We start from the raw sequence: 25,586 nt of genomic DNA, 5'->3' as shown, positions 1-25,586 counted from the left end.
GTGCGGGGTGGCGTGGGCGCCGGGTCAGGCCCGGCAGGTCGGCAACCGGCCGTCGTTGTAGGCGACCATCTCGCCGAAGATCGCGACGACGTCCAGCGGCCGGCCCGGCGGGCCACCGGCGATCTCGGCGTACGCGCGGTGCAGGTTGCCCACGATGCGCTCGCCGTCGAGCAGGTGCGCGAACGGCGCGAGGTCCGCCGACCGCGCGGCCGCCAACGGGGTGAGGCCCTCCGCGTGTGCCGTCGCGGCCAGGTCCCGGACCCAGCGCAGGTAGGCGATGTTGTCCTCGATGGCCTGCGGCCCCGTCACGGGCCCGTGTCCGCAGACCACGGTGCGCGGCTCCAGCTTCCGGAGCCGTTCGAGTGCGGTGAGCGCCCCGGAGACCGAGCCCATGAGGTTGAACGGGGCGGCCCCGGAGAGGACCACGTCCCCGGCGAACAGGACGCGCTCGTCGGGCAGCCACACCACCACGTCGTTGGTGGTGTGCGCCGGCCCGACGTGGACCAGCTCGGCGCGCCGGTCACCGACGTGCACGGTGAGCCGGTCGGCGAACGTCACCCCGGGCAGGGTGACCCGCACGTCGCCCCAGTCGACGTCGGGCCAGAGGCCGGTCAGGGCGAGCCCGGTGTCGGCCATCTCGGTACGGGCCAGTTCGTGCGCGACGACGGTGGCGCCCGGGCCGAAGACGTGGTTGCCGAAGTTGTGGTCGCCGTGATGGTGGGTGTTGACCACCAGGCGTCCGGGTCCCCCACCGATCCCGTCGACGGCCGCCCGGAGGCGCCGGGCGCGTCGCTCGGTGGCCAGGGTGTCGATCACCAGGACACCGTCGGACCCGACGACGACGCCGGCGTTGCTGACGCACCAGCCGCCGGGCAGCTGGGTGTACGCGAAGACGCCGTCGGCCACCTCGGTCAGCGCGCCGTCCGCGTCACCGGTCGCGGCGGCGGGGACCACCGAGGGGACGCTCACCGGGACACACCCGCCCCGGTGTGCGGGGCCGGCTGCTCCCGCGCGTACCGGCCGGCGTGCTCGAGCGTGGCCCGGCTGTTGCGGCCGAGCACGTCCCGCAGGTGGCGGCGGGCGTCCGCCGGGGTGCTGCCGGCGCCGAGGACGGCGTCGATCGCCTCCGGGTCGACCGCCACGCTGTGTCGGGCGTGGACCTCCGCGCCGCCCGGACCGTCGGCGAACTCCCACGACCCGGCGTGCCCGAGGAGCATTCCCGGCGGGACGACCTGCTTGTAGACGATCTGCCCGGGCAGGCAGAGCCGGATCGAGCGGGTGGTGTGCGACCGGCCCTCGGCGGTCACCGTGTCCATCTCCATGTCCTGCACGTCCGGCTGCGGTTCGCTCAGCGACACCCGGCCGACGTGCGGCAGCCGCTGCGGCCACAGGTCGCTGCGCCGCACGAAGGCGTACACGTCGGCGGCGCTGACACCGGGCAGCACGACCCGGTCGGTGAAGGAGAAGACCAGGTCGTCCACCGGGTGCCCGAGTTCGGCGACGCGGGCCAGCGCGGCCAGTTCCCGGGCGCTGTTGGTGTCCAGCGCCTGGTTCATCCACGCCAGCTGCTCCTCGCCGCCGTCGACGGTGAACCGGTGGGTCAGCACGACCTCGGTCCGCCCGCCGCCTACCGGCCGGAACGTCCAGTCGCCGCCCATCGAGGTCAACGGTGCCTGGCTGCGCTCCTGCCGGAAGGTGACCCGCAGGCCGGCCGGATCGAGGTCGCGCCGGGACGCCCAGGTGTTCACCCGGCCGTTGACCTGCGCCCAGAGCTCGAACCGTTCGGCGCCCGAGGTGCGCTCCAGGTGCCGTACGTGCACGGTCGGCTCGAAGATCACGGGCCACCGGCGTACGTCGGCGACCAGCTCGTAGACCACCTCCGGGGGCGCGGCCACGACGTGGGTGTGGACGGTCTGGTGCGGCCGGGACGGGCTCATCGGCTCTCCGACGGCCGGGGTCATGACGTCCGGGCCGCGGCGCCGTTGACGAGGTCGACCAGCTCGCGGGGGGTACGCAGGTCGGCGACCCGCTCGTCGGGGATGCGCACCCCGTACTCCTGCTCGATCCGCGCGGCGGTCTCCATCAGCGCCAGCGAGTCGTACCCCAGCTCCTCGAATTCGACGCTGTCGATGTCGCCGTCGAAGGCCGCCGCGTCCGTCTCGCCGGCGCAGGCGACGAGGATGCGGCGCACGTCGTCGATGGTCATCGTGCTCATGGATGGCTCCTTTGTGGTCGGGGTGTGCGAAAGCGGGCCGGTCATCCGGCGGCGCGGACGACGACGGCGGAGTTGAACCCCCACCGGCCCCGGGCGAGCACGAGGGCGGTGGATACCGGGGCCGGTCGGGGCTGGTCCAGGACCAGGTCGAGGGCGTACCGCTCGGGCACCTGGCCGGTGCCGGTGGTCGGCGGGATCACCCCGTCACGGATGGCGAGCAGGGCGGCGACCAGGTCGGTGGGGCCACCCCCGGCGTAGAGCCGGCCGAACATCGCCTTGGGCGCGGTCACCGGCACGCCGCGCGGGCCGAACAGAGCGCTGATCGCCTCGGCCTCCACCCGGTCCAGCTCGGGCACGCCCGCGGCGTCGGCGAACACGACGTCGACGGCATCCGGGGCGATCCCCGCGTCGGCGAGGGCGAGCTCGGCGGCCCGGCGCAGGGCGGGCGGGCGCGGCGACCCGGGGGGCGGGTCGAAGGTGGAGGCGTAGCCGGCGATCTCCCCGTACCGCTGCGGCACGCCGCGTTCGCGCGCCGCCGCGAGGTCCTCCAGCACCATGATCGCGCCGCCCTCGCCGGGAACGTAACCGGCGGCCCGCCCGTCGAAGGGCAGGTAGGCCCGGTCCGGATCGGTGGCGGCGGTGACCCGTCCGCTGGACACCTGAGACGTCCAACCCCACGGGTCGAGCGCTGAGTCCACCCCGCCGGTGACCACGAGCGAGGTGCCGCGGCGTACGGTCCGCCGCGCGTGCCCCACCGCGTCGAGGCCACCGGCCTGCTCGGCCACCAGGGCGCTGCTCGGGCCGCGCATCCTGTTGCGGATGGAGATCTGACCGGTGTTCACCGCGTAGAACCAGGCGAACGACTCGTAGACGCTGACCGCCTGCGGTCCCTGCGACCAGAGCTTGTGGAACTCGCGGTGGGTGAACTCGAAGCCGCCGGAGGCGTTCGAGGTGACCACGCCCATGTCGTAGTCGGTCAGCGTGGCCGGGTCGACCTTCGCGTCGGCGATCGCCCAGTCGGCGGTGGCCAGGGCGAGCCGGGTGGAGACGTCGGTCTGCGGCAGCAGCCGGCTCGGCAGGTGCTCCTCCGGCCGGAAGTCGAGGATCTGCCCGGCCAGCGCGGCCGGGTACGCGGAGACGTCGAAGCGGGTGATCCGGCTGATCCCGTTCCGGCCGGCGAGGACGTTGGCCCAGAACCCTTCGAGCCCCAGCCCGACCGGGGTCGCCACGCTCATGCCGGTGACCACCACCGTGCCCGTCATGCCCGCACCTCCGGCCGTCGCAGCACCATCGCGCTCTGGAAACCGCCGAAACCGCTGCCGACCGTCAGCACGGCGTCGACGTCCTGCTCCCGGGCGACCAGCGGCACGTAGTCGAGGTCGCACTCCGGGTCGGCCTCGTGCAGGTTGGCCGTGGGCGGTACGACACCGTGCTCGATCGCCAGGAGCGAGGCGGCGATCTCGACGGACCCGATGGCGCCGAGCGAGTGCCCGACCATCGACTTGATCGAGCTGACCGGCACCGCGTACGCGTGCTGGCCGAGGCTGCGCTTGTAGGCAGCCGTCTCGTGCCGGTCGTTCTGCCGGGTGCCCGAGCCGTGCGCGTTGACGTAGTCGATCGCGGTGGGGTCCAGCCGCGACTCGTCCAGCGCCACCCGGATCGCCTCGGCCATCTCCCGGCCGTCGGCCTTGAGCCCCGTCATGTGGTACGCGTTGCACCGGGTGGCGTACCCGGAGACCTCGGCGTAGACGTGCGCGCCGCGGCGGCGGGCGCTCGCGTACTCCTCGAGCACGAACATCGCCGACCCCTCAGCGAGGACGAACCCGTTGCGGGAGCCGTCGAAGGGCCGGGACGCGTGCTCCGGGTCGTCGTTGCGGGAGGTGGTGGCCTTGATGGCGTCGAAGCAGGCCGCCACGATCGGCGTGACCGGCGCGTCCGAGGCGCCGGCCAGCATCACGTCCGCGCTGCCCTCACGGATCAGCTGGACGGCGTGGCCCACCGAGTCCAGGCCGGAGGTGCAGCCGTTGGAGACCATCGCCACCGGCCCCTCGGCCGCCACCGTCCAGGCCACCTCCGCCGGCATGACGCTGGGGATCAGGTAGTCGAACATGTGCGGCGAGACGTAGTCGGCGTCGACCTCCCACCGCCGTCCGCTGTCGGAGAGCACCAGGTACTCCCGCTCCAGGCTGGTGGCCGCGGCGACCGCGCTGCCCAGGCTCACGCCGACCCGGTGCGGGTCCAGCGCGCCGAAGTCCAGGCCGCTGTCGGCGACCGCCTCCCGGGCGCAGACCACGGCGAACTGCGACGCCCGGTCCATCCGCCGGACCTCGCGGGGCGTCAGCCCCTCCCGGGCCGGGTCGAAGTCGGCCTCCCCGGCGACCTGGGACCGGTACGGCGACGGGTCGAAGAAGGAGATCCGCCGGGTCGCCGTCCGGCCCGCGGTCAACAGGTCCCAGAATTCCTTGGTGCCGTTGCCACCGGGGGCGCGTACGCCTATCCCGGTGATGACGACGCGCCGCGTCACCGGACACCGTCCGGGCACGTGCAGGCCCTCGAACTCAACATCGCAGTACGTCCCTCACTGCCGGTCGACTACTACCGCGTCCGTGTTCAGCCGCGATGACGAGGGACAGCGTGCGTGGGCGTACTTGAGGTCGGCTTGAAGATCGATGGGGGTCGGGGCGCCGGGCGGCGACGGCCCGGCGCCCCACCCGGTCGGTCAGTCGAAGGACGGGCCGAGGTCGCGGCTGCGCTTGAGCTCGTAGAAGCCGGACGTGCCGGCGACGAGGAGCACCCCGTCCCAGAGGCGACCGGCCGCCTCGCCGCGCGGCGCCGGCGTGACCACCGGGCCGAAGAACGCCACGGTCTCCCCGGCCACCGGACCCGGGGCGTGGATGACCGGGGTGCCGACGTCCGTGCCGACCGGCTTCATCCCCGCGTCGTGGCTGGCCCGGACCGCGTCGTCGTGCGTGGTGCTCTCCGCCGCGGCGGCGAGGGCCGGGTCGAGGCCGGCGTCGGCCAGCGCCGCCCGGTTGAGCGCGTCGCCGAGCGGCTGCCCGCCCGGGTGGATCCGGGTGCCGAAGGCGGTGTAGAGGTCGCGGAGCACGCCCTGTCCGTGGGCCTGGGCGGCGGCGACGCAGATCCGCACCGGCCCCCAGGAGCGGCGGCGCAGTTCGAAGTACTCGTCGGGTCGGTCCCGGTACGGCTCGGGCACATCGTCGTTGCCCTCGTTGAGCACCGCGAGGCTCATCACGTTGAACCGGACGTCGACCGGGCGGACCCGCTCCACCTCCAGCAGCCAGCGGGAGGTCACCCACGCCCAGGGGCAGACCGGGTCGAACCACATGTCCACGGTTCCGCGGTCGTTCATGCTGATCCTTCCTGCACCGTCGCGGGCCCTTCAGCCCGTCCCTGTGGTGATCCTCCCCCGCCGGGTCGATCGGGCCGGACCCTCGCGGACCGCACGGCGGGTGACATCGATCACCACGCTCGGTCATCGGCGACCGCGGGCCCGGCCCGCCGTCGGCGCCGTCGCCGGGCGGGTACGCGCGCTGGCCGAGGGCTGCCCGCCGGTCGCGGCGGGTCCAGGCCGGCGGGAGCGCGGGGGCAGCCACGGACCGGCGTCAGTTTGCCGGCGAGCCCCTGCCCAGCGGGCTGACCGTCCGGGTGTCGCCGTCGTAGCTGCGGGCGGCCACGAACTCCCCCGCCGGCCGGTCGACGCAGGCCAGGGCCCGGGCCAGCCGCCGGTCGTTGTCGCGGAAGCGCAGCGCGAGACTCAGGTGGGGGATCCACCGCCCCGGGGCGTGCCACGGGTTCTGCCCGTCGGCGCCGGCGAGCACGTCCCAGACCGCGGCGTGCAGGGCGGTCAGCTCGGGGGTGGGGCGGACCAGCCAGACCAGCGGGGCGCTGCCGTCGAGCACCTCGACCCGGTCCAGGCGGACCGGCTGGGGCAGCGCGGCGTCGAAGAGGTCGGCGAGGCGTTCGGCGCCGCCGGGCGGGAACGCCTCGACCGAGGCCAGGGTCAGGTGCGGCCGGTTGCTGGGGTGGGTGTTGCGGGCCAGGCTGGGCAGCCCGGCGGCGGCGAGCCGGTCCCAGGCGGCGCGCACCGCCTGCTCCAGGGGCGGGGAGCAGAGCAGTTCGACGGTACGCACGCCCGCCAGGTTAGTGGGCGTGTGACGGCCGCCCCGGCGGGGAACCCGGCCGGGATGAGCGTGCTGACCGAGACCGACGAACGACACCTGCGCCGCGCGATCGAGCTGGCCGACACGGCCCGGGCGGCCGGGGACGGCCCGTTCGGGTCGCTGCTGGTCGCCGCCGACGGGCGGGTGCTGGTTGAGGAGGTCAACACCGAGCGGACCGACGACGACATCACCGCCCACCCGGAGTTGAAGCTGGCCCGCTGGGCGGCCCGGCGGCTGGCCGCCGACGAGGCGGGCCGCGCCACCATGTACACCAGCTGCCAGCCGTGCGGGATGTGCGCCACCGCCATCGAACGCTCCGGGCTGGGCCGGGTGGTCTACGCGCTCAGCGCCGAGCAGCTGGCCGGGCTGCGACCGGCGGACGCGGCGCCGCCGGTGGCGTACGCCGGGCCGGCGCTGTTCGACGAGGCGCGGGCACCGGTCGAGCCGGCCTAGAGCCAGCCGGCCTCGCGGGCGATCCGCACCGCCTCGGCCCGGTCCGCCGCGCCGAGCTTCTGCACGCTCGCGGACAGGTGGTTGCGGACCGTCCCGGCGGCCAGCCCGGTACGCCGGGCGATCACCGCGACCGGGGCGCCGTACTCGGCCAGCCGCAGCGTCTCCAGCTCCCGTGGGGTCAGCGGGCAGGGCGGCAGGGTGAGCGCGTCGGCCGCCAGCGCCGGGTCGACGTACCGGGAGCCGGCGTGGACCCGGCGGATCACGTCGGCGAGCGCGCCGCCCGGGGCGCCCTTGGCCAGGAAGCCGCGGGCCCCGGCGGTGAGCGCCTGCCGCAGGTGGCCGGGGCGGCCGTGCCCGGTGAGGATCACCACCGCGCACGAGGGCAGGGCGCGGCCCAGTTCCGCCGCGAGTGCGATTCCGCCCGGCGCCGGCATCTCCAGGTCGACCACGGCGACGTCCGGCCGGTGCGCCCGCGCCGCGTCGAGCGCGGTACGCCCGTCGGCGGCCTGCGCCACCACCTCGAGGTCGTCCTCCAGGCCGAGCAGGGCGGCGAGGGCCTGCCGGATCAGCTCCTCGTCGTCGGCGAGCAGGACCCGGATCACGCGGTCACCGGCACGGTCGCCCGGAGGGTGAAGACGCCGTCCGCCCGGTCGGTACGCAGCCCGCCACCGACCGCCGCCAGCCGCTCGGTCAGGCCGCGCAGCCCGTGGCTGTGCCGGTCCGGCCCGGCGTCCGCGCCGACCCCGTCGTTGCGCACCGTCATCGTGGCCACGTCGCCCTCCCGGGTGATCTCGATCCGGCACCAACCGGCCCGGCTGTGCCGCAGCACGTTGGTGCCCGCCTCGCGCAGCACTGCGGCCAGCTCGGCGGCGGCGCCCGGCGGCAGGTCGGCCGGCGGCGGCACGACGTCGCACCGCACCCCGCAGGAGCGCAGCACCTCGGCCACCGCGGCGAGCTGTTCGGCGAGGTCGACCGCCCGGTAGCCGTGCACCGCCGCGCGGACCCGGTGCAGCGCCGTACCGGCGAGCCGCTGCACCTCGGCGGCCTCCCGGCCGGCCCGGCCGGCGTCGACCGGGGCGAGTCGGGCGGCCAGTTCGGCCTTGAGCGCGATGACCGTCAGGTCGTGCCCGAGCAGGTCGTGCACGTCCCGGGCGAAGCGCAGCCGCTCCTCGGCGGCGGCGAGCCGGGCCCGGGCCGCCTGCCCCTGCCGGGCCTCGACGAGCAGGTCCCAGAACCAGACCTGCACCCGGTTGACGGCGGCGGTGCCGCCGCCGACCAGGCCGGTGACGAGCAGCGTGGTGCCGAGCGCGCCGCCGGTCCAGGCGGCCACGCCCAGCGCGACCGCCACGGTGGACGCGGCGGCGGCCAGCGCGGCGACCGGCCGCAGCAGCAGCGGCGTCATGCCGATCAGCGAGGCGCCGAGCCAGGCCCAGGTCGGCCAGGCCCCGGCCGCCACCGGGCCGACCAGCGGCACGCTGAGCGCCGCCACGACGGCGAACGCGACCTCGGCGCGGCGGCGCCGCCGCTGGTGCAGCCAGGGGGTGACCGCCGCGTGCAGCACCGCGCCCTGCGCGAGGGCGAACGCGACCAGGCCCACCGCGCCGCACGCCAGCCGGACCGGGTCGGGCTCGCGGGCGAGCCCGATCCCGGGCAGCAGCAGGCTGGTCCAGAGGCTGGTGGCCAGCGACCCGAGGGTCACGACGCGGGCCCGGCGCAGTCGCCGGTCCGTCACCGCCGCGCCGACCGTCATGTCCGCCGATCCTAGGGCGTGGTCGGCCCCGGCCACCCCTGCGGAACGTCACGGTCCGGCCGTGCGCCCCGCACGGGTTTTCCGTGCCGGTCGCGCCTGTCGGCCGGGCGCCGGTCGGCGGCAGGGTCGAGGCATGTCCGAGACGCTCGCCGTACCCTCGTCCCCGCCGACCCCCACCGACCGCCCCGGCCGCCGCCTGCTGCGGCACCTGGTCGAGATGACCGTCGCCATGGTGGTCGGAATGCTGCTGCTCGGTCCGCTCTGGCGCACGGCCGGCGCCGCGCTGGGCGTCGCCGGCACGCTGGCCCGGCCCGAGGTCGCCGCCCTGGTGATGGCCACCGACATGTCGATCGGGATGGCCGCGTGGATGTGGCACCGGGGCCACCCGGCGCGGGCCACCGCGGAGATGGTCGCCGCCATGTACCTGCCGTTCCTGCTGCTGCTGGTGCCCTTCGCCGCCGGGCTGGTCGGCGCGGACGCGCTGATGCTCGGCGGGCACCTGCTCATGCTCCCGGCGATGGTGCTGGTGGCGGTGCGGCACCGGCACGAGCACCCGGCGCCGGCGCCCCGGCACCCGGTGGTCGCCGCGCTGGTGCGCCGCTGGCCGACCTGGCTGGCGCTGCTGATGACGGTCGACAACTGGGTCTCCCCCACGGTGCCGCCGCCGGTGCTGCTGCTCGTGCTGCCAGCCGGCTACCTGCTGATCGGCACCGCCCGCCGGCAGTGGCGCACCCCCGGCACGCTGCCGGTGCAGCTCGCCGGCCTGGCCGGCTGGACCGCGCTGGCCGGGCTCGCGGCGGTCGCGGACGACGGCCCGGCGCGCTGGCTGGTGGCCGCCGGCTGGCTCGGGCACGCCGCCTGGGACGTCGTGCACCACCGGGCCGGGCGGGTGGTGCCGCGCGGGTACGCCGAGTGGTGCGCCGTCCTCGACACCGTCGTCGGGGTCACCGTGGTGCTGAGCATCCTCTGAGTGGCCCGCACGACGGTTGTGCCGGTCGCCGGAGCGGACCGGGGCCGGTGATGAAAAGCTTTGCCCATGAGTTCCGCACCCGCACCGACCGACCCGACCAACCCTGACAGCACCGACGAGGCGATCGCCTTCGCGGATCTCGGGCTGCGCGCCGAACTGCTCGGCGCGCTCTCGGCCCTCGGCTACGAGGAGCCGACCCCGATCCAGCGGGAGGCGATCCCGCCGCTGCTGGCCGGTCAGGACCTGCTCGGTCAGGCGGCGACCGGCACGGGCAAGACGGCCGCGTTCGCGCTGCCGCTGTTGCAGCGGATGCCGGACGGGCGCGGCGGCGGCGACCCGGTGTCGCTGGTGCTGGTGCCCACCCGGGAGCTGGCGGTGCAGGTGTCGGAGGCGTTCCACCGCTACGGCAAGGACCTGGGCACCCGGGTGCTGCCGATCTACGGCGGCCAGCCGATCGGCCGGCAGCTGCGGGCGCTGGACGCCGGCGTGGACGTGGTGGTGGCCACCCCGGGCCGGGCCCTGGACCACATCGCCCGGGGCACCCTGCGCCTGGGTGAGCTGGCCACGGTGGTGCTGGACGAGGCGGACGAGATGCTCGACATGGGCTTCGCCGAGGACATCGAGGCGATCCTGGAGCACGCCCCGGCGCAGCGGCAGACGGTGCTCTTCTCGGCCACCATGCCGTCCCGGATCGACGGGATGGCCCGCCAGCACCTGACCGACCCGGTACGCATCCAGATCGGCCGGGAGCCGCAGGTCGCCGGCGAGGCGCCCCGGGTGCGGCAGAGCGCGTACATCGTCGCCCGGGGGCACAAGCCGGCCGCGCTGGGCCGGGTGCTCGACGTGGAGTCCCCCACCGCGGCGATCGTCTTCTGTCGCAGCCGCGAGGAGGTGGACCGGCTCACCGAGACGATGAACGGTCGCGGTTACCGGGCCGAGGCGCTGCACGGCGGGATGAGCCAGGAGCAGCGCGACCGGGTGATGGGCCGGCTGCGCGCGGGCACGGCGGACCTGCTGGTCGCCACGGACGTGGCCGCCCGGGGCCTGGACGTGGAGCAGCTCACCCACGTGGTCAACTACGACGTGCCGTCGGCGCCGGAGTCGTACGTGCACCGGATTGGCCGGGTGGGCCGGGCCGGGCGGGAGGGCGTGGCGATCACCCTCGCCGAGCCGCGCGAGCACCGGATGCTCAAGACCATCGAGCGGGTGACCGGTCAGCGGATCGGCATCGACAAGATCCCGACGGTGGCTGACCTGCGCACCCGCCGGCTGGAGCTGACCCAGGCCGCGCTGCGCGAGTCGCTGCTCGAGGACGACCTGGACCCGTTCCGGGTGATCGTCGAGACGCTCAGCGACGAGTTCGACCTGATGGAGGTCGCGCTGGCGGCGGTGAAGCTGGCGCACGAGGCGGCCGGCCCGACCAGCGAGGACGAGGAGGAGATCCCGCAGGTCGCGGTCCGGGCCCCGCGCGAGGGTCGGCCGGAGACCGGGGGCCGGGGTGAGCGGCGTGGCGGCGCCCGGCCGCGCACCGGCGGCACCACGCAGGTCTTCATCGGGCTGGGCCGGCGCGCCGGCGTCCGGCCGCAGGACCTGGTGGGGGCGATCACCGGGGAGACCGGGCTGAACGGTCGGGACATCGGCTCGATCGAGATCGCGGACCGGTTCTCGCTGGTGGAGATCCCGGTCGGCGTCGCCGACGACGTGATCGCGGGGCTGCGCGGCAGCACCATCAAGGGCCGCAAGGCCACCGTACGGCGGGATCGTGACGGCGGCGAGGGCGGCGGCGAGCGCCGCTTCGACGGCGGTGACCGGCGCGAGCGCCGCGACTTCGGCGGTGAGCGCCGCCGCGACCGGCACTGAGGTACGCCGAGGCCCCCGGTCGGTCGGACCGGGGGCCTCGTCGTGTCCCGCCGCCTCGGGCGGCGCCGGTCAGGCGGCGGCGAGCGCCGGACCGGTGAGGGTGTCGGCGTCGGCCGGGCGCAGCGCCAGGGCGAGCACGTCGGCGACGTCGGCGAGGGTGTGCACGGTCAGCGCCTCGCGGACCTCGGTGGGCAGGTCGTCCAGGTCCGGCTCGTTGCGGGCCGGGATGATCACCTCGGTCAGGCCGGCCCGGTGGGCGGCGAGCAGCTTCTGCTTCACGCCGCCGATGGGCAGCACCCGGCCGGAGAGGGTCACCTCGCCGGTCATCCCGAACTCGGGCCGCACCGGCCGGCCGGTCACCAGGGACGCCAGCGCGGTGACCATGGTGATGCCGGCGCTGGGGCCGTCCTTGGGCACCGCGCCCGCCGGCACGTGCAGGTGGATCCGCCGCCCGGCCAGGGCGTTCGGGTCCAGCCCGTACCGGCGCCCGTTGGAGCGCAGGTACGACCAGGCGATGTGCGCGGACTCCTTCATCACGTCGCCGAGCTGGCCGGTGAGGGTCAGCCCAGGCTCGCCCTCCATGCTGGTCGCCTCGATGAAGAGCACGTCCCCGCCGGCGCCGGTGACCGCCAGGCCGGTGGCCACGCCGGGCACCGCCGTGCGCTCGGCCGACTCCGGGGTGAACTTCGGCCGGCCCAGGTAGCGGGCCAGGTTGCCGGTGTCCACCCGGACCGGGGCCGGGTCGGTGGCCAGCTCGACGGCGACCTTGCGCAGGATCTTCGCCAGGGCGCGTTCGAGCTGCCGCACGCCGGCCTCCCGGGTGTGCTCCCCGGCGATCCGGGCGAGGGCCTCGTCGGCCACGGTGACCTCGTCGGCGGTCAGGCCGGCCCGCTCCCGCTGCCGGGGCAGCAGGTGGTCCCGGGCGATGGCCACCTTCTCGTCCTCGGTGTAGCCGTCCAGGGTGACCAGCTCCATCCGGTCCAGCAGCGGGCCGGGGATGGTCTCCACCACGTTGGCGGTGGCCAGGAAGAGCACGTCGGACAGGTCGAGGTCGACCTCCAGGTAGTGGTCCCGGAAGGTGTGGTTCTGCGCCGGGTCGAGCACCTCCAGCAGCGCGGCGGCGGGGTCGCCCGCGTAGCCGGCGGCCAGCTTGTCGACCTCGTCGAGGAGCACGACCGGGTTCATCGAGCCGGCCTCCCGCAGCGCGCGGACGATCCGGCCGGGCAGCGCGCCGACGTAGGTGCGCCGGTGACCGCGGATCTCCGCCTCGTCGCGGACGCCGCCGAGCGACACCCGGACGAAGTTGCGCCCGAGCGCCCGGGCGATCGACTCGCCGAGGCTGGTCTTGCCGACGCCGGGCGGGCCGGCGAGGGCGAGGACCGCGCCGGAGCCGCGGCCGCCGACCACGCCGAGGTTGCGCTCGGCCCGCCGGTTGCGCACCGCCAGGTACTCCAGGATGCGGTCCTTCACGTCGGCCAGGCCGGCGTGGTCGGCGTCGAGCACGGCGCGGGCCGCGGCCAGGTCGGTGTTGTCCTGGGTACGCGTGGTCCACGGCATCTCCAGCACCGTGTCCAGCCAGGTACGGATCCAGCCCGCCTCCGGGGAGGCGTCGCTGGCCCGCTCCAGCTTGCCGACCTCGCGCAGCGCCGCCTCGCGTACCTTCTCGGGCAGCTCGGCGGTCTCGACCCGGGCCCGGTAGTCGGCGGAGCCGTCGGGCTCGTCCTCGCCCAGCTCCTTGCGGATGGCGGCGAGCTGCTGGCGGAGCAGGAACTCCCGCTGGGACTTCTCCAGCCCCTCGCGGACGTCGCTGTTGATCCGCTCGGTGACCTCCTGCTCGGCCAGGTGGTCCTTGACCCAGCCGACGAGCAGTTCCAGCCGGGCGACGACGTCCGGCGCGGCGAGCAGTTCGGTCTTCTGCGCCAGGGTGAGCCAGGGCGCGTAGCCGGCCGCGTCGGCCAGCTCGGAGACGTCGGTCATCCGCTCCATGGCGTCGATGACCTGCCAGGCGCCGCGCTGCTGGAGGACCGAGGTCATCAGCGCGCGGTACTCGCGGGCGAGTTCCCGGGCCCGGCCGGCCGGGGCGGGTTCGTCGAGTTCGGTCGCCTCGACCCAGAGGGCGGCGCCGGGTCCGGGCACGCCGGAGCCGATCCGGGCCCGGGCGAGGCCGCGGATCACGGCGGCGGGCTCGCCGTCGGGCAGCCGGCCCACCTTCTCGATGGTGGCGATCGTGCCGACGGAGCCGTACTCGCCGTCGATGCGGGGCACGGCGAGAAGCTGCTTGTCGCCGGTGGCGCGGGCCGCGTCGACCGCGGCCTGGGTGGTCGGGTCGAGGGTCACCGGGATGACCATGCCGGGCAGCAGGACGGCGTCGGTCAGCGGAAGTACCGGAAGAGTTGCCATCGAACACCTGCTATCGCGTTGAGTTGAGCGTGTCAGGCTCAAGTCACAAAGCGTTCCCCTTGTTCCTGGGTGTGACCCAGGCCACCCCGCCGGGCGGGACGGGACGGGAGCAGGTCGCGGGGTCGCCCACCGGCGAGGGCGACGGCCACCGGCACGGCGAGGCCGGTCAGCGCCAGCGCGACGACGGTCGGGGCGGGCAGTCCGAACAGCAGCGCGACGGCGGCCAGGCCGACGAGGACGGCGAGCTTGCGCCGGGCCGCGCGAACGGAGCGGGGTGACACGGTGACCTCCTTCGTCCGCCTGGTCGGAGCGGGTCGACGCCCGCCCCGACCGGGCGGGTCAGAGCACGACGAGCAGGGCGGCGCCGACCGCCGCCGCGGGGATGGTGGTTATCACGGTGGCCAACGCGGCCGAGTGGCGGCGTAGTGCGGCGAGCGGGATCAGGGCGTCCCCGTCCTGGCTGATCGCGTTCGCCACCAGGGTCGGCAGCGGCAGCCCACCGCTGACGTAGAGGCCGGTGAAGACGATCTGGACGGCACACCCGGGGATCAGTCCGATGGCCGCGCCGACGAGCACGCCGAGCAGGCCGGTCAGCGCCAACTGCGAGCCGTCGAACCCGGTGACGGTGGTGATCACCTGCCAGCCGAGGTACGCCACCGCCACCCAGACGGTGACGAAGGACGCCTCGTGCGCGCTGTGCCGCAACGTCTCGCGCAGCGACTGCGGGTACGCCGTCTCCAGGCTGTCGTCCGCCAGCCGACCCCGCCCGGCGGCGAAGATCAGCACCGCGACCAGCGTGCCGAGCACCCCCAGCGCCAGGTACGGGTCGACCCCGCCGAGCGCGCGGGTCAGCACGGTGGGGTCGACCATCTGGAACACCACCGGCACCGACACCGCGAACGCCGGTGTGGTCAGCCCCCAGAACGCGGTGGCCGGGTCGGGCCGGCGCAGCCCGTCGAGCAGCCCGGTCCGCCCGGCGACCGTGCCGCGGGATCGCGGACCGGCGGAGCCGCCCGGGCCGACCGGCTGGGTCGGAACCGCGCCGACCGGCCCGGCCAGGGCCGAAGCGACCGGGGCGGCCGGGGCGGCGCCGGTGGCCGCGGCCGGCACGGCGCGGCCGACCACGGCGCGGCCGACCACGGCGGGGACGGCACGGGTGGTCGGTGCCCCGACGGCCCCGACGACGGCCGGGATGCCGGGGCGAGCGCGCCGGCGAGCCGGGTCGATCCCGAGCGCGTCGACGACGTACCCGGTGACCAGCCCCACCGCGAAGAGCAACGTGTGGATCTTGAGGGCGAAGAGCGGATTCCAGGCCAGCACCACCCAGGACGAGTCCCCCATGGTGGCGGCCAGCGCGGCCACCACCGTGCCGAAGGAGACCTTGCCCCGGGCGTAGAGCGGCATCAGCACGATCGCGCCGCCGCAGCCGGGGCTGACCCCGAGCAGCGCGCCGACCAGCGGGCCGAGCCGGGGTCGGCGGGTCAGCCCGTCGGTGATCCGGTCCCCGTACCGCCAGCGCAGCCAGCCGAAGAGCGCCACCATGACGGCGACGTACACACCCACCTGCATGAAGGCGTCCGCCAACGGACGCACGACGAGTTCGGTCACAGCGCACCTCCTGCGCGTACGGGTGCCGCCGGGCCGTCCACGCGGGGACGGCCCGGCGCGGCGACCTCAGGTGAGCTTGCTCTTGACCTTGGTGACCATGCCGCCGGCGACGCCCGGGTTGGTGCCGTACAGGCGCGGGTCGCCGGGAGCCAGCACCGGCTCGGGGGCGTGGGCGCGCGGGCTGTGGTCGTAGCGGAACTCGCCCTTGCCGTCGGGCGTCGGCCCGGAGGCCCACCGCCCCTCGGCGGCGTCGTTGCCCGGCGAGAAGTCCAGGTAGGTGTAGCTGAACTGCTCGGTGAACTCCGTGGAGTCGGGGAAGGCGTCCGGGACCGGCATCTCCTCCAGCCCGTCCTCCTTGAGCTGCTCGATCGCCGCCATCCACATGTTCTGGTGCATGGTGTCCCGGGCCAGCAGGAAGCGCAGCATCTGCTTGACGCCCGGGTCGTCGGTCATGTGGAACAGCCGGGAGACCTGGAGCCGGCCCTGCGCCTCGGCGGTGACGTTGAGCTGGAAGTCGGCCATCAGGTTGCCGCTGGCGGTGATGAAGGCCGCGTTCCACGGCACGCCGTTGCTGTCCGTCGGCAGGGCCCCGCCGCCGCCGTGGATGAAGTGCGCCGGGTTCGACCCGCCGTAGATCGCCCCGACCATCGGGTTGTCGTCGGCCGCCTCCTGCAACGACAGGGGTGCGTTCTCCAGCAGCCGCGTGATCATCGTGGCGATCATCTCGACGTGGCCCATCTCCTCGGTGCCCACGTCCAACAGCAGGTCCTTGTACTTGCCGGGCAGCCGGCAGTTCCAGCCCTGGTAGAGGTACTGGTTGGCGACCGTCATCTCGCCCCACTTGCCGCCCAGGATCTCCTGGAGCCGGCGGGCGAACGCGGCGTCGGGGCCGTCCGGCTTGGCCTCGAACTGCAGGTCCTTGATGTGGCTGAACATTATTTTTCCTCCTCGGTCGGTCGGGGTGGCACCGAGCAGGGTTCCCGTCGCGCCGACCCGTCGGGGCCATCCGGCGGCCCCGGGGGGTCAACCCGGTCGGCGGCCGTCCCGGGGCAGCAGCACCTCCACCGCGACCCCGCGCGGACGCAGCCGGTGCGCCCGCACCGACCCGCCGTCGGCGGTGACCAGTTGGCGCGTGATCCACAGGCCGAGTCCGTGCATTCCGCCGCCGGGTGTGGGCCGGCGCAGCGCCTCGGCGAGACCGTCGGTCGATCGGCCCTGATCGGTGACGAGGATGCTCAGCCCGGCCGGGCGCACCGCGGCGTAGAGCCCGACCTCCCCGCCGGCCGGTCCGTGCCCCAGCGCGTTCTGCACCAGGTTCACCAATACCTGGCGGGTCCGTCGCGCCGGCACCGGGCATCCGCCGGCCCGGCGGGTGACCCGGGTACGCAGCCGGTGCGGCGGGACGAGGGCGGCCACCACGGGCAGGAGATCGGCCAGCGGCGCGTCCGGCTCCCGGCGGACGGCCGGGGCCAGCGCGCCTCCGCCGGCGGTGACCGCACGCAGCAACCCGTCGAGGTGGGCGGCCTGTTGGCGGGCCAGCTCGCTGATCGCCCGGCGTTCCTCGGCGGCCAGCCGCCCGGTGTCCTCGGCGAGCGCCCGGGTGAGCGAGGCCAGCGAGCTGACCGGGGTGCGCAGCTCGTGGCAGAGCACCCGCAGCATCAGCCCCGGGTCGTCGGGTTCGCCGACGGATCCACCCTGGTCGGGACCGGCGGGCCGCCACCGCCGCACCAGCGTCCTCTTTCCGTGTCGCGCCCGCACCCGCCCAACTCCCCTCTTTCCACACAAATCCGCATGATCCGTACCCGTTCGGGAAGGAAACAGGCATGCTCGACGCCCCCATCCGGATGGTCGTCGTGGACGACCATCCGCTCTTCGTCCGCGGCCTGGAGCTGCTGCTGCCCGCCAGCACCGACGGACGCGCCCGGGTCGTCGACTCCACCGGCGACGCCTCCGCCGCCGCCTCGCTGGTCGGTCGCACCCAGCCCGACCTCGCCCTGGTCGACCTGCACATGCCGCCACCCGGCGGGATCCGCGCGATCGCCGCCATCCGCCGCACCACCCCGCGGGTACGGGTGGTGGCGATGTCCGGCGGGGACGACCCGACGCCCGCGCTGGAGGCGCTACGCGCCGGGGCGGAGGGATTCCTGCCCAAGAGCAGCGAGCCGGAGGAACTGCTCCCCCCGATCATGGCCGTCCTCGACGGCTGGGCGGTGCTGCCCGGTCCCCTGCTGCGTGGCCTGCTCCGGCCGGCCCGCAGCAGCTCGGTCGACCTGGACTCCGAGGAGCGGCGGCTGCTGCGGTCCATCGCGGCCGGACGCAGCACCGTGGAAATCGCCGAGCAGTTGCACGTCTCGGAGCGGACGGTGAAACGGATGACCGCCGCGCTGCTGCGCAAGCTGCGGGTGTCCAGCCGCGCGGAGGCCGCCGCGCTGGCCGGACACGCCGGACTGCTCACCGACTGACGCCGCCCACCCATTGGCCGCGCGGATTTTCCACGATTGGCGCGACTCGTCAAATGAAAGCGACGCATATTGTTGCGGATTAGCCGGCCGATACGTCAAACTCTTGACCACACCCCGCCCGACACAGGGAGCAATGGCGATGGCAAGGAAAGTAATCACCGTTCTGACCGACGACCTGGACGGCGGAAAGGCCGACCGGACCGTCGAGTTCAGCCTGGACGGGGTGGCGTACACCATCGACCTCTCCGACGAGAACGCGGGGGTGCTGCGCAAGGCGCTCGACCCGTACATCAGCGCTGGCAGGCGAATGGGGCGGGGCAACGTGGAGGCCGGCCGCCCGGTCCGCCGCCCGGCTCGCGCCGCGGTCTCGGGAATGGACCGCGAGCAGAACCGGGCCATCCGGGAATGGGCCGCCAAGAACGGCTACGAGATTTCCGAGCGCGGCCGCATCCCGGTCAACGTCGTGGAGGCGTGGAAGAACCGCTGACCGGCATCGCCGGGGCATCACGATCCGCCGCGCAGGGGTCACGCTGAGAAATCAGCGTGACCCCTACGCTTTTCGCCGCGTTCACAATTTCCACCCGGTGGCGCTCCCCGGTCGGTACGCGACGCCCGGTCACTCGCCGGTGACCCCGTCGAGCAACTGTCGAGCCACGTCGAGCTGACCCAGGTGCCGGGCGTACTCCTGGAGCAGGTGGAACAGGATCCGGCCCAGCGACGGCGCGTCCGCGGCGGCGTGGAACCGGCCGCCGAGCGCGGCCCGCCGCGACAGCGGCACCCCGGCGACGATCCCGCGGGTGTGCGCCACCTCCGCCCGGTACGCCCGCCACACCTGCTCCGTCGACAGGGCGCCCACCCGCCACTCGGCGTCGTCCTCGCCCGGCGGGCACGGGGCGACCTGCTCCGCGGCGAAGCCCCACCGGATCCAGCGCCGCTCCACCCAGCCCAGGTGCCGCACCAGCCCGAGCGGCGCCCAGCCGAGCCCGTCGACGGGAGAGCGCAACTGCTCCTCCGACAGGCCGGCGGTCTTGCGCACCAGCGCCTCCCGGTACCAGTCGAGATAGCCGACCAGCAGCTCTCGGGGGTCGTCGACGTGGTTGCCCGGGCCGTCGAGCAGGACCGGGAAACGGGTGTCCGACATCCACCGACCCTACGGCCGGGCCGCGCCCCTCGCCACGGTCACGATCGGCCGGTGGAACGGGCCCGCCGGCAACATGGCCGCCGGCCCGGCTCGGCGACGCCGGTGCACCGCGCTACGCGCCTCGGCGGCGGCGCTGGTCCGGACATACGGCGGCGGGCCGCCCGGATCTCTCCGGACGGCCCGTGACGGTGTCGTACGACAGGTCAGTTGACCTCGATCCGCACCACGTCGAAGGCGGGGGTCTGGTTGGCCCGCTCCATCATCGGCACCCGGTGCGAGCCGTCACCGGCCCAGACCGCGCACTGCGCCGTGCCCGACTGCGGCAGGCCCGGGATCTGGATGGTCACCTCGTCGGCCTCGTTGCCGCCGCGACCGTCCTCGGTGGCGACGAAGAACGCCGGCACGTCCTGCGGGTTCGACGGGGCCTCGTCGGTGCTCTGCAGCATCCGGCAGGCGGTGTGGAAGTGACCGCGGGTCAGCCCCTGGTCGTTGAGGACCGAGCTCTCCAGGTAGTAGCCGCCCTGGCCGGCGGCGAGGAACCGGTCGCGGATCAGGTTCCGGGTGGAGACCCGCAGCGCGAACGCCTGGTTGCGCTGCACCTGCTCCGGGAACTGGGTGATCAGCAGGGACGGGTTGTTGGCGGCCGCGCCGACCTCACCGAAGGCCGTGCTGACGCACCGGTTGCCGTTCTGGAAACCGTCGTGCGGCTGGAGGTCGCTGTTGGTGCAGTCCTTGGCCAGTACGCCGAGCGCATTGCCACCGTTGTTGTTACCGCCATTGTTCTGGCCGCCGTTCTGACCACCGTTCTGGCCGCCATTGGTGGGGCTGGCGGTCGGAGCACCGGTCTGGCCGCCGTTCTGACCGCCGTTCTGGCCGCCATTGGCGCCGCCGTTGTTGTTGTTCGCGGCGACGGTGCATCTCGCGAGCTGGTCCAGGCCCTGCGGGCGCGGCCCCACCCGGTCGATGGCGGTCGCTATCCGGTTCAACGTCGCGCGCCGCTTGTCCTCGAGCGGACGCAGGATGGCGTTGTTGATGAAGGTCTGCCCGTTGCGGCCCTCGGCGGCCAGCCGCCGGTCGGCCTCGGCGATCTGGTTCTGCAACAGGGCGAGGTTCCGGTCGACCTCGGCCCGGGCGCGGTCCGGGACCCGGGGCAGCTTGCCGGCGACGTCCGGGCAGGTCACGCCGGACGCGACGGTGTTCACCGGAGCGTTGCCGTCCTTGACGGCCTGGCACTCGGCGACGGACATCTGGCCGTCGCCCCAGTGGTTGCGGACCCAGCGCCCGTTCTGCCACGTCTGCGTGGTGCTGCCGCGACCGCTCGGCGAGGTGGCGCCGGGACTCGGCGCCACGCAGGCGGACGAGACGTTGCGGGTCGTCGTCCGCCGGTTCTCGTGGGCCGACGAGATCTGGGTCACCGCGGCGATACCGCCGAAGACCGCGAGCGCGCCGACCGCCGCCAGCAGCCGCTTGCTCCGCGCGTTACCGGATGACCGGCGCGCCCCTGTGGACCTGCGCATCGAATTGCTCTCCTTCTCGATCCGGTACCTGACTCGTGACCCGTCGGGCGAACGGAATTCGGGGTGGGACGCCCGTCGGGATCACTGCGACGTTCCGGTCGCGCGTCGATGGCCGACGATGCCCTTTCCGCACCGTCCGCCGCGTCGGGTGGCGCGGCTGGGAAGAACTGTGTCCATTCCCGCTTAGGTACGGAGCGCCGCGGGCGATGGTTCAACGCGGATCGAGGAATTCGGAACGGGCCGGTGAAGACGGCCCGATCGGGGTTCTGCGAAAGACGCGGAGTCACCGCGCGGCGACGCTGCGGTCGGATGTCAGTCGACGCAGAGGTGGTCGAAGGCGAAGCCGCCGACCAGCTCGTCCCGGCGGGCGCGCAGCCCCCGGATCTCCCGCCGCAGCTCGGCCCGGTCCACCAGTGGCGGTTCGTCGGTCTCCAGCGCCCGCAGCCGCTCCCCCACCGCGACGGTGGCCAGATCCTCGGCCAGCCGGGCGGCGTCCACTCCGCACCAGAAGCGGTGCTCGCGGACGGTCACCCGCTCGACCAGGCAGCGACCGGGCCGCACCTCGACCCAGCTCCAGCCCTCGGCCGCCCCGTCCCGCCACCGCACATGCAGCCCGCGCACGATGGGGTCGGCCAGCCGCCGGGACACGTACGCGTCGACGGCGGCGGCGCGGGTCAGCGCCCCGAGGTCGTTGACCGGGCCGGTGCGGCCGTCGGGCAGCCGACCGACGATGTCGCGGAAGGCCACCGCGGTGTCGTACCCGTCGCCGTCCTGGCCGGCGGACGGGCCCGGACCGGCGTACGCGCGGGCGTCGATGACGTACCCGACGATCCGCGGGCCGTGTGCGGCGGACCGCAACGTCGGCGACTCGATCCGCAGCACGGGCAGCTCGACCGCGGCGCAGACGGCGTCGCGCATTCGCTCGGCGCGCTGCCGGGCCGAGCCGGGCGGCGCCGGCGCGCCGAGCACGACGGCGAAGAGCGGCCGACCGGTGTCGGCGGCGCAGACCACGTGGTCGAACTCCTCGCGGGTCGCCGCACTCCACTGGTGCCCGGTGATGCCCTCCGGGCGCCGGGTCACCAGGTCGCCGAGCCGGCGACCGGCGTGCACCACCTGACCGGCCCGGACGGGCAGCGCGGCACCGTCGAGCGGCAGCGGCCGCAGCCGGGAACCGTCGTCGGTGGCGGTACGCGTCATGGTGGTGCCGGATCCTCACGTGGTCGGTCGACCGGCCGAGTCTAGGGCGTCGATCCCGCTCGTCGCCTCGCCGGTGCGGTCGGATCCGGGCCGGCGGCTCAGGCGGCCCCCATCACCAGGCCCTCGATGGTGTGCTTCTGCCGGATCGGGGTCAGCCGCTCCACCACCGGGCACGGCAGGTGGGCGCGGGCCAGCTCGGGCAGCCCGTCCCGGTACTCCCGGGTGACCGCCATGTCGTGCCGCTCGGCGTTGCCGGCGCCGGGGGCGTCCACGCCGAGCACCAGCACCGGTCGGGCCAGCGTCGAGACGTTCGGGGTGCCCCGGTGCACGGTGAGCGCCGAGCGGGCCGAGATGTCGCCGCGCCGCGGGTACTTGCGCACCGCCCGCTGCGCGTAGCGGGGGTACCGCTCCTTCGGCGGGAACATCCCGTGGTCGAAGTCGGCGCCGTCGTCCCACTGGGTGCCGGGGGCGATCTCGAACGGGCCCATCTCCTCGACCGTGTCCACGGTGGTCAGGTTGAACGCGAGCGAGGTGAGTCGCCGTTGGCGTCGGGTCTCCTCGGGCATCGGGAAGTCCCGGTGCCAGGGCTGCATGACGGCCCCCGGGAACGGGATGTCGAAGCCGAGCTCGACGATCTCGTAGTCGGGGCCGAGCGCCGCGCGGCAGACCGCCACCACCCAGGGGTGGGTGACCAGGTCGGCGAAGCCGCGCAGCTGTTCGGGGTGGATCTCGACGTACCAGCGGTGCGGGCCGCGGCCGACCGCGCCGTCGGGGCGGGAGCGGGCCTCCCGGAAGGCCGCGTCGATGTCCTCGCCGACCTGGTCGACCCAGTCGACGGCGAACGCGCCCCGGCAGGCGGTGATGCCGTCGCGGTAGAGGTCGCCGAGCGCCTCCACCGGGGTCTCGTCCTGAATGGTCGGGGTGGGGTGGGCGGTCATCGGTCCTCCTCGGGGTGCCGGCCACCCGAGTATTACAACGTTGTAGAAGACCGGCAAGGGGGCCGGTCCGACGGGTCCGGCCCCCGCGGGGACGATGGGTCGGACCGGCGTCGTCCGCGCCGGGGAGGGAGGTACGCCGTGCGGGTGGTCTCGCTGGTGCCGTCGCTGACCGAGGCGGTGGCGGTGACCTTGCCGGAGGTGCTGGTCGGCGCGACCGACTGGTGCACGCACCCCGCCGGGCTCGACGTGGCGCGGGTGGGCGGCAGCAAGTACCCCGACCTGGACCGGGTGCTCGCCCTGCGCCCGGACCTGGTGCTGCTCAACGTGGAGGAGAACCGGCGCGCCGACGCCGACGCGCTGGTCGCGGCCGGGGTGCCGGTCCGGGTCACCTACCCGCGTACCGTGCCGCAGGCGCTGACCGAGCTGGCCGACCTGCTCGCCGCGCTCGGCGTGACCGCCGAACCGGAGTGGCTCGCCGCCGCCCGCCGCGCCTGGGCCACTCCGGCCACGCCGCCGCCGGTGCCGCGCCGGGCCGTCGTACCGGTGTGGCGCCGGCCCTGGGTGGTACTCGGCGGCGACACCTTCGCCGGGGACGTGCTGCGCCGGCTCGGCATGGCGAACCTGTACGCCGACGACGCCGAGCGGTACCCGCGCCCCGACCTCGACGCGCTGCGCGCCCGGGAACCCGACCTGGTCGTGCTCCCCGACGAGCCGTACGCGTTCACCGCCGCCGACGGCCCGGAGGCGTTCCCCGGCACGCCCTGCGCGCTGGTCTCCGGCCGCCACCTCACCTGGTACGGCCCGTCGCTGGCGGAGGCGCCCGGGCTGCTGGCCGCCCAGCTCGCCGACCCGGTGACCCACCCGGCCTAGACCCGGGGCGCGGCACCGGGTCCAGGCCGCGATTCAGGCGACCGGGGTGACCCGGCCCGGGGGCAGCTCGACCAAACGGTGTCGTCCACGTCGTACCCCATGAGGTCGACCACCCGGACCACCCCGCTGACCTGCCCGGCGAGCCGGACCGCAAGGTCGGCGGCGCTGCGCCGGTCCAGCCGGCCGTCCAGGGTCACCTCACCGTCGCGGACCCGCACGCTGACCAGCCCGTCCCGGACGGTATGGCGGCGCCGACCAGCGGGGGCAGAGGCGGTGGACCGGGTCGGACGGGGGCCGAAGGTCCCGCCGGCGGGGCCGCGTTCGGGGTCCAAGGTCCCGGTCCGGGACGGCCCGACCGGCCCTGCCCGCGACCGCCGCGTGGCGGTGCAATGAATGTGCCACCGGAAAGCGCGGTGCCAGGCAGAGAAGGGACGTGGACACCATGACCGCGACGATCGAGCGGACCACCACCGCCACCACCATCGCTCCGGCGGCCGAGACCCCCCGTGAGCGCGCCGCCCGGTTCGTCTGGGCCGGCACCCGGATCGCCCTCGGCTGGATCTTCCTCTGGGCGTTCCTGGACAAGGCCTTCGGCCTCGGCCACGAGACCGCGGCGAAGAACGCCTGGATCAACGGCGGCAGCCCGACCAAGGGGTTCCTGACCTTCGGCGCGACCGGCCCGTTCAAGGGCGTCTACCAGGACATCGCCGGCGCGACCTGGGCCGACTGGCTGTTCATGGCCGGTCTCGCCGGGATCGGCGTGGCACTGCTGCTCGGCATCGGGATGCGACTGGCCGCCACGACCGGCGCACTGCTGATGGTGCTCATGTGGACCGCCGTCCTGCCTCCCGAGAACAACCTCTTCATGGACGATCACATGATCTACGCCGCGGTGCTCGCCGGGTTGGCCCTGGTCAGCGCGGGCAACACCCTTGGCCTCGGTCGGGTCTGGGCGAACCTCCCCGTCGTCCGGAGGTACGGCTGGCTGAAGTGACCGCACCGACCCGCAGGGGGCGCCACCGACCGGTGGCGCCCCCTGCGGCGTGTCCGGGTCCGCGACGGCGCGCCCGGCGCGTCGTCGTCGGGACTGCCGGGGATCGGTGGGTCACGATCCGGCAGGATCGGAACCGACCGGACGATCGAGCCAGAACGGCAGGAGATCAGCAGATGAACATGCCCCAGGCAGGCAAGCCCGAGATCGGCCCGATCGAGGGCGCGCCCCCGGCCGACCTCGTTATCGAGGACATCACCGTGGGCGACGGCCCGGAGGCCCGGCCCGGCCAGCTCGCCAACGTCCACTACGTCGGGGTGTCCCACTCCACCGGGCGCGAGTTCGACGCCTCGTGGAACCGGGGCGAGGCGTTCGAGTTCCCGCTCGGCGGCGGCCAGGTCATCGCCGGCTGGGACCAGGGCGTGGTGGGCATGAAGGTCGGCGGCCGTCGCCGGCTGACCATCCCGCCGCACCTGGGCTACGGCAGCCGTGGCGCCGGCGGCGTCATCAAGCCGAACGAGACGCTGGTCTTCGTCGTCGACCTGCTCGGCGTCCGCTGACCGGAGGCGGGGTCGTCGGCGCCGTGTCGACGGCCCCGCGCCATCGGCGTGCAGGGTCGGCGGCGGCGCGTCTCAGGCACAGGCGACCAGCTCGCCGCGGGGGCAGGGCGGAGTGGGCAGGCTCTGCACGACGGGGACGACCCGGTGCAGGCCGGTGGCCCGCAGCACCCGGGCGACCACCGGATCCGGGTCGGCCAGCACCAGCTCGCCGCCCCGGGCCCGCAGCCGCAGGTGCGCGGCGACCAGCGCGCGGACCCCGGCGGCGGAGAGCAGCCGGACACCGGAGAGGTCGACCCGCAGCACCGGCCGCGCCGGCGCGGCCCACAGCGCGGCGCGCAGCACACCGACCGAGGCGACGTCGACCTCGCCGACCACACGCACCCCGACCACGTCGTCACCCACGCTGAGCTGCACGTGGAGCCGGTCACCCCGCTGTCCCATACGGACGAATCTAGCCCCGACCACCGACATTT

The 25,586-nt window shown here is 74.7% G+C and carries 28 protein-coding genes; 8 read left to right on the top strand and 20 right to left on the bottom strand.

The window, feature by feature from the left end; genetic code table 11:
- Positions 1-24: 24 nt before the first annotated feature.
- The 7 genes from FHX75_RS02810 to FHX75_RS02780 all read right to left on the bottom strand — a co-directional run bounded on the left by FHX75_RS02810 (position 25) and on the right by FHX75_RS02780 (position 6,366).
- A complete protein-coding gene (locus FHX75_RS02810; protein WP_246157563.1) occupies positions 25-969 on the bottom strand; it encodes an MBL fold metallo-hydrolase in 945 nt (314 codons plus the stop codon).
- Complete coding sequence (locus FHX75_RS02805) at positions 966-1,937, bottom strand: aromatase/cyclase (RefSeq protein WP_154936514.1); 972 nt, start codon at positions 1,935-1,937, stop codon at positions 966-968. Before FHX75_RS02805 ends, FHX75_RS02810 begins: the two co-directional genes overlap by 4 nt.
- A 20-nt stretch (positions 1,938-1,957) precedes the next feature.
- Complete coding sequence (locus FHX75_RS02800; RefSeq protein WP_154936513.1) at positions 1,958-2,215, bottom strand: acyl carrier protein; 258 nt, start codon at positions 2,213-2,215, stop codon at positions 1,958-1,960.
- Positions 2,216-2,256: 41 nt separating this feature from the next.
- On the bottom strand, positions 2,257-3,477 hold the full coding sequence (locus FHX75_RS02795; RefSeq protein ID WP_154936512.1) for a ketosynthase chain-length factor: 1,221 nt from the start codon (positions 3,475-3,477) through the stop codon (positions 2,257-2,259).
- Positions 3,474-4,739 carry a beta-ketoacyl-[acyl-carrier-protein] synthase family protein gene (locus FHX75_RS02790; RefSeq protein WP_170285275.1) on the bottom strand — a complete coding sequence of 422 codons (1,266 nt, stop codon included), beginning with the start codon at positions 4,737-4,739 and terminating at the stop codon, positions 3,474-3,476. The genes FHX75_RS02795 and FHX75_RS02790 overlap by 4 nt, the downstream gene beginning before the upstream one ends.
- A gap of 195 nt (positions 4,740-4,934) precedes the next feature.
- Entirely contained in the window at positions 4,935-5,585 is a 651-nt protein-coding gene (locus FHX75_RS02785; protein WP_154936510.1) for a mycothiol-dependent nitroreductase Rv2466c family protein, read from the bottom strand.
- 253 nt (positions 5,586-5,838) lie between these two features.
- Entirely contained in the window at positions 5,839-6,366 is a 528-nt protein-coding gene (locus tag FHX75_RS02780; protein WP_154936509.1) for a 2'-5' RNA ligase family protein, read from the bottom strand.
- A gap of 54 nt (positions 6,367-6,420) precedes the next feature.
- Here FHX75_RS02780 and FHX75_RS02775 point away from each other — a divergent pair, with 54 nt between their 5' ends.
- Positions 6,421-6,849, top strand: a complete 429-nt coding sequence (locus FHX75_RS02775) for a nucleoside deaminase (protein ID WP_246157562.1) — start codon at positions 6,421-6,423, stop codon at positions 6,847-6,849.
- Here FHX75_RS02775 and FHX75_RS02770 read toward each other — a convergent pair.
- Together FHX75_RS02770 and FHX75_RS02765 are read right to left on the bottom strand one after the other, a co-directional pair.
- Complete coding sequence (locus FHX75_RS02770) at positions 6,846-7,451, bottom strand: response regulator transcription factor (protein ID WP_154936508.1); 606 nt, start codon at positions 7,449-7,451, stop codon at positions 6,846-6,848. The genes FHX75_RS02775 and FHX75_RS02770 overlap by 4 nt on opposite strands.
- Positions 7,448-8,599 (bottom strand): sensor histidine kinase, encoded by a 1,152-nt coding sequence (locus FHX75_RS02765; protein WP_154936507.1) that lies wholly within the window; start codon positions 8,597-8,599, stop codon positions 7,448-7,450. The genes FHX75_RS02770 and FHX75_RS02765 overlap by 4 nt, the downstream gene beginning before the upstream one ends.
- Positions 8,600-8,732: 133 nt before the next feature.
- Between FHX75_RS02765 and FHX75_RS02760 the strand changes: the two genes are divergently transcribed.
- Both FHX75_RS02760 and FHX75_RS02755 read left to right on the top strand, forming a co-directional pair.
- Entirely contained in the window at positions 8,733-9,569 is an 837-nt protein-coding gene (locus FHX75_RS02760) for a hypothetical protein (protein ID WP_246157560.1), read from the top strand.
- A gap of 66 nt (positions 9,570-9,635) precedes the next feature.
- Positions 9,636-11,429: a DEAD/DEAH box helicase gene (locus FHX75_RS02755; protein WP_154936506.1), complete on the top strand. Its 1,794-nt coding sequence runs from the start codon at positions 9,636-9,638 to the stop codon at positions 11,427-11,429.
- A gap of 69 nt (positions 11,430-11,498) precedes the next feature.
- Here FHX75_RS02755 and lon read toward each other — a convergent pair whose 3' ends face one another.
- The 5 genes from lon to FHX75_RS02730 form a co-directional block, all read right to left on the bottom strand.
- Complete coding sequence (gene lon / locus FHX75_RS02750; RefSeq protein WP_154936505.1) at positions 11,499-13,829, bottom strand: endopeptidase La; 2,331 nt, start codon at positions 13,827-13,829, stop codon at positions 11,499-11,501.
- Between the two features lie 38 nt (positions 13,830-13,867).
- Positions 13,868-14,110 carry a hypothetical protein gene (locus FHX75_RS02745; RefSeq protein ID WP_154936504.1) on the bottom strand — a complete coding sequence of 81 codons (243 nt, stop codon included), beginning with the start codon at positions 14,108-14,110 and terminating at the stop codon, positions 13,868-13,870.
- Positions 14,111-14,168: 58 nt separating this feature from the next.
- A complete protein-coding gene (locus FHX75_RS02740) occupies positions 14,169-15,437 on the bottom strand; it encodes a putative manganese transporter (protein WP_154936503.1) in 1,269 nt (422 codons plus the stop codon).
- A 66-nt stretch (positions 15,438-15,503) separates the two neighbouring features.
- Positions 15,504-16,373 (bottom strand): manganese catalase, encoded by an 870-nt coding sequence (locus FHX75_RS02735; protein ID WP_154936502.1) that lies wholly within the window; start codon positions 16,371-16,373, stop codon positions 15,504-15,506.
- 87 nt (positions 16,374-16,460) lie between these two features.
- Positions 16,461-17,165 carry a sensor histidine kinase gene (locus tag FHX75_RS02730; RefSeq protein WP_154936501.1) on the bottom strand — a complete coding sequence of 235 codons (705 nt, stop codon included), beginning with the start codon at positions 17,163-17,165 and terminating at the stop codon, positions 16,461-16,463.
- Between the two features lie 95 nt (positions 17,166-17,260).
- Here FHX75_RS02730 and FHX75_RS02725 point away from each other — a divergent pair, with 95 nt between their 5' ends.
- Positions 17,261-17,899 carry a response regulator gene (locus tag FHX75_RS02725; protein WP_154936500.1) on the top strand — a complete coding sequence of 213 codons (639 nt, stop codon included), beginning with the start codon at positions 17,261-17,263 and terminating at the stop codon, positions 17,897-17,899.
- A gap of 139 nt (positions 17,900-18,038) precedes the next feature.
- Positions 18,039-18,386, top strand: a complete 348-nt coding sequence (locus tag FHX75_RS02720; protein WP_154936499.1) for a histone-like nucleoid-structuring protein Lsr2 — start codon at positions 18,039-18,041, stop codon at positions 18,384-18,386.
- 129 nt (positions 18,387-18,515) lie between these two features.
- Here the strand turns inward: FHX75_RS02720 and FHX75_RS02715 are convergent, their stop codons facing one another.
- From FHX75_RS02715 to FHX75_RS02700, 4 genes are all read right to left on the bottom strand, one after another.
- Positions 18,516-19,040, bottom strand: coding sequence for a DinB family protein (locus tag FHX75_RS02715; RefSeq protein WP_154936498.1), 525 nt, complete (start codon positions 19,038-19,040; stop codon positions 18,516-18,518).
- A 203-nt stretch (positions 19,041-19,243) separates the two neighbouring features.
- Entirely contained in the window at positions 19,244-20,557 is a 1,314-nt protein-coding gene (locus tag FHX75_RS02710; RefSeq protein WP_154936497.1) for a hypothetical protein, read from the bottom strand.
- Between the two features lie 312 nt (positions 20,558-20,869).
- Positions 20,870-21,754, bottom strand: a complete 885-nt coding sequence (locus FHX75_RS02705) for a hypothetical protein (RefSeq protein WP_154936496.1) — start codon at positions 21,752-21,754, stop codon at positions 20,870-20,872.
- Positions 21,755-21,852: 98 nt separating this feature from the next.
- Positions 21,853-22,692 (bottom strand): phytanoyl-CoA dioxygenase family protein, encoded by an 840-nt coding sequence (locus tag FHX75_RS02700; RefSeq protein WP_154936495.1) that lies wholly within the window; start codon positions 22,690-22,692, stop codon positions 21,853-21,855.
- A 138-nt stretch (positions 22,693-22,830) separates the two neighbouring features.
- On the opposite strand from FHX75_RS02700, the gene FHX75_RS02695 reads away from it, so the two are divergent.
- On the top strand, positions 22,831-23,562 hold the full coding sequence (locus FHX75_RS02695) for a helical backbone metal receptor (protein WP_154936494.1): 732 nt from the start codon (positions 22,831-22,833) through the stop codon (positions 23,560-23,562).
- Here the strand turns inward: FHX75_RS02695 and FHX75_RS31410 are convergent.
- Complete coding sequence (locus FHX75_RS31410) at positions 23,559-23,780, bottom strand: BON domain-containing protein (protein ID WP_246157559.1); 222 nt, start codon at positions 23,778-23,780, stop codon at positions 23,559-23,561. The two genes, FHX75_RS02695 and FHX75_RS31410, sit on opposite strands and share 4 nt — an antisense overlap.
- Before the next feature lie 224 nt (positions 23,781-24,004).
- Here FHX75_RS31410 and FHX75_RS02685 point away from each other — a divergent pair, with 224 nt between their 5' ends.
- Both FHX75_RS02685 and FHX75_RS02680 read left to right on the top strand, forming a co-directional pair.
- A complete protein-coding gene (locus tag FHX75_RS02685) occupies positions 24,005-24,556 on the top strand; it encodes a DoxX family membrane protein (RefSeq protein ID WP_154936493.1) in 552 nt (183 codons plus the stop codon).
- 179 nt (positions 24,557-24,735) lie between these two features.
- Complete coding sequence (locus FHX75_RS02680; RefSeq protein ID WP_154938713.1) at positions 24,736-25,113, top strand: FKBP-type peptidyl-prolyl cis-trans isomerase; 378 nt, start codon at positions 24,736-24,738, stop codon at positions 25,111-25,113.
- A 72-nt stretch (positions 25,114-25,185) separates the two neighbouring features.
- Here FHX75_RS02680 and FHX75_RS02675 read toward each other — a convergent pair whose 3' ends face one another.
- Positions 25,186-25,554 (bottom strand): STAS domain-containing protein, encoded by a 369-nt coding sequence (locus FHX75_RS02675; RefSeq protein ID WP_154936492.1) that lies wholly within the window; start codon positions 25,552-25,554, stop codon positions 25,186-25,188.
- Between the last annotated feature and the right edge of the window lie 32 nt (positions 25,555-25,586).

It is taken from the genome of Micromonospora palomenae (assembly GCF_007829925.1).
Lineage (GTDB): Bacteria > Actinomycetota > Actinomycetes > Mycobacteriales > Micromonosporaceae > Micromonospora > Micromonospora purpureochromogenes.
This window is presented reverse-complemented; position numbering and strand designations above follow the sequence as displayed.

Excerpts from the sequence above, each read along its gene's own strand:
- FHX75_RS02785 (WP_154936510.1), bottom strand. The coding sequence starts at position 5,585 with ATGAACGACCGCGGAACCGTGGACATGTGGTTCGACCCGGTCTGCCCC.
- FHX75_RS02755 (WP_154936506.1), top strand. The coding sequence starts at position 9,636 with ATGAGTTCCGCACCCGCACCGACCGACCCGACCAACCCTGACAGCACC.
- FHX75_RS02680 (WP_154938713.1), top strand. The coding sequence starts at position 24,736 with ATGCCCCAGGCAGGCAAGCCCGAGATCGGCCCGATCGAGGGCGCGCCC.
- FHX75_RS02700 (WP_154936495.1), bottom strand. The coding sequence starts at position 22,692 with ATGACCGCCCACCCCACCCCGACCATTCAGGACGAGACCCCGGTGGAG.
- lon (WP_154936505.1), bottom strand. The coding sequence starts at position 13,829 with ATGGCAACTCTTCCGGTACTTCCGCTGACCGACGCCGTCCTGCTGCCC.
- FHX75_RS02795 (WP_154936512.1), bottom strand. The coding sequence starts at position 3,477 with ATGACGGGCACGGTGGTGGTCACCGGCATGAGCGTGGCGACCCCGGTC.
- FHX75_RS02765 (WP_154936507.1), bottom strand. The coding sequence starts at position 8,599 with ATGACGGTCGGCGCGGCGGTGACGGACCGGCGACTGCGCCGGGCCCGC.
- FHX75_RS02760 (WP_246157560.1), top strand. The coding sequence starts at position 8,733 with ATGTCCGAGACGCTCGCCGTACCCTCGTCCCCGCCGACCCCCACCGAC.
- FHX75_RS02710 (WP_154936497.1), bottom strand. The coding sequence starts at position 20,557 with ATGCGCAGGTCCACAGGGGCGCGCCGGTCATCCGGTAACGCGCGGAGC.
- FHX75_RS02805 (WP_154936514.1), bottom strand. The coding sequence starts at position 1,937 with ATGAGCCCGTCCCGGCCGCACCAGACCGTCCACACCCACGTCGTGGCC.
- FHX75_RS02800 (WP_154936513.1), bottom strand. The coding sequence starts at position 2,215 with ATGAGCACGATGACCATCGACGACGTGCGCCGCATCCTCGTCGCCTGC.
- FHX75_RS02705 (WP_154936496.1), bottom strand. The coding sequence starts at position 21,754 with ATGACGCGTACCGCCACCGACGACGGTTCCCGGCTGCGGCCGCTGCCG.
- FHX75_RS02685 (WP_154936493.1), top strand. The coding sequence starts at position 24,005 with ATGACCGCGACGATCGAGCGGACCACCACCGCCACCACCATCGCTCCG.
- FHX75_RS02715 (WP_154936498.1), bottom strand. The coding sequence starts at position 19,040 with ATGTCGGACACCCGTTTCCCGGTCCTGCTCGACGGCCCGGGCAACCAC.
- FHX75_RS02735 (WP_154936502.1), bottom strand. The coding sequence starts at position 16,373 with ATGTTCAGCCACATCAAGGACCTGCAGTTCGAGGCCAAGCCGGACGGC.
- FHX75_RS02725 (WP_154936500.1), top strand. The coding sequence starts at position 17,261 with ATGCTCGACGCCCCCATCCGGATGGTCGTCGTGGACGACCATCCGCTC.
- FHX75_RS02720 (WP_154936499.1), top strand. The coding sequence starts at position 18,039 with ATGGCAAGGAAAGTAATCACCGTTCTGACCGACGACCTGGACGGCGGA.
- FHX75_RS02675 (WP_154936492.1), bottom strand. The coding sequence starts at position 25,554 with ATGGGACAGCGGGGTGACCGGCTCCACGTGCAGCTCAGCGTGGGTGAC.
- FHX75_RS02775 (WP_246157562.1), top strand. The coding sequence starts at position 6,421 with ATGAGCGTGCTGACCGAGACCGACGAACGACACCTGCGCCGCGCGATC.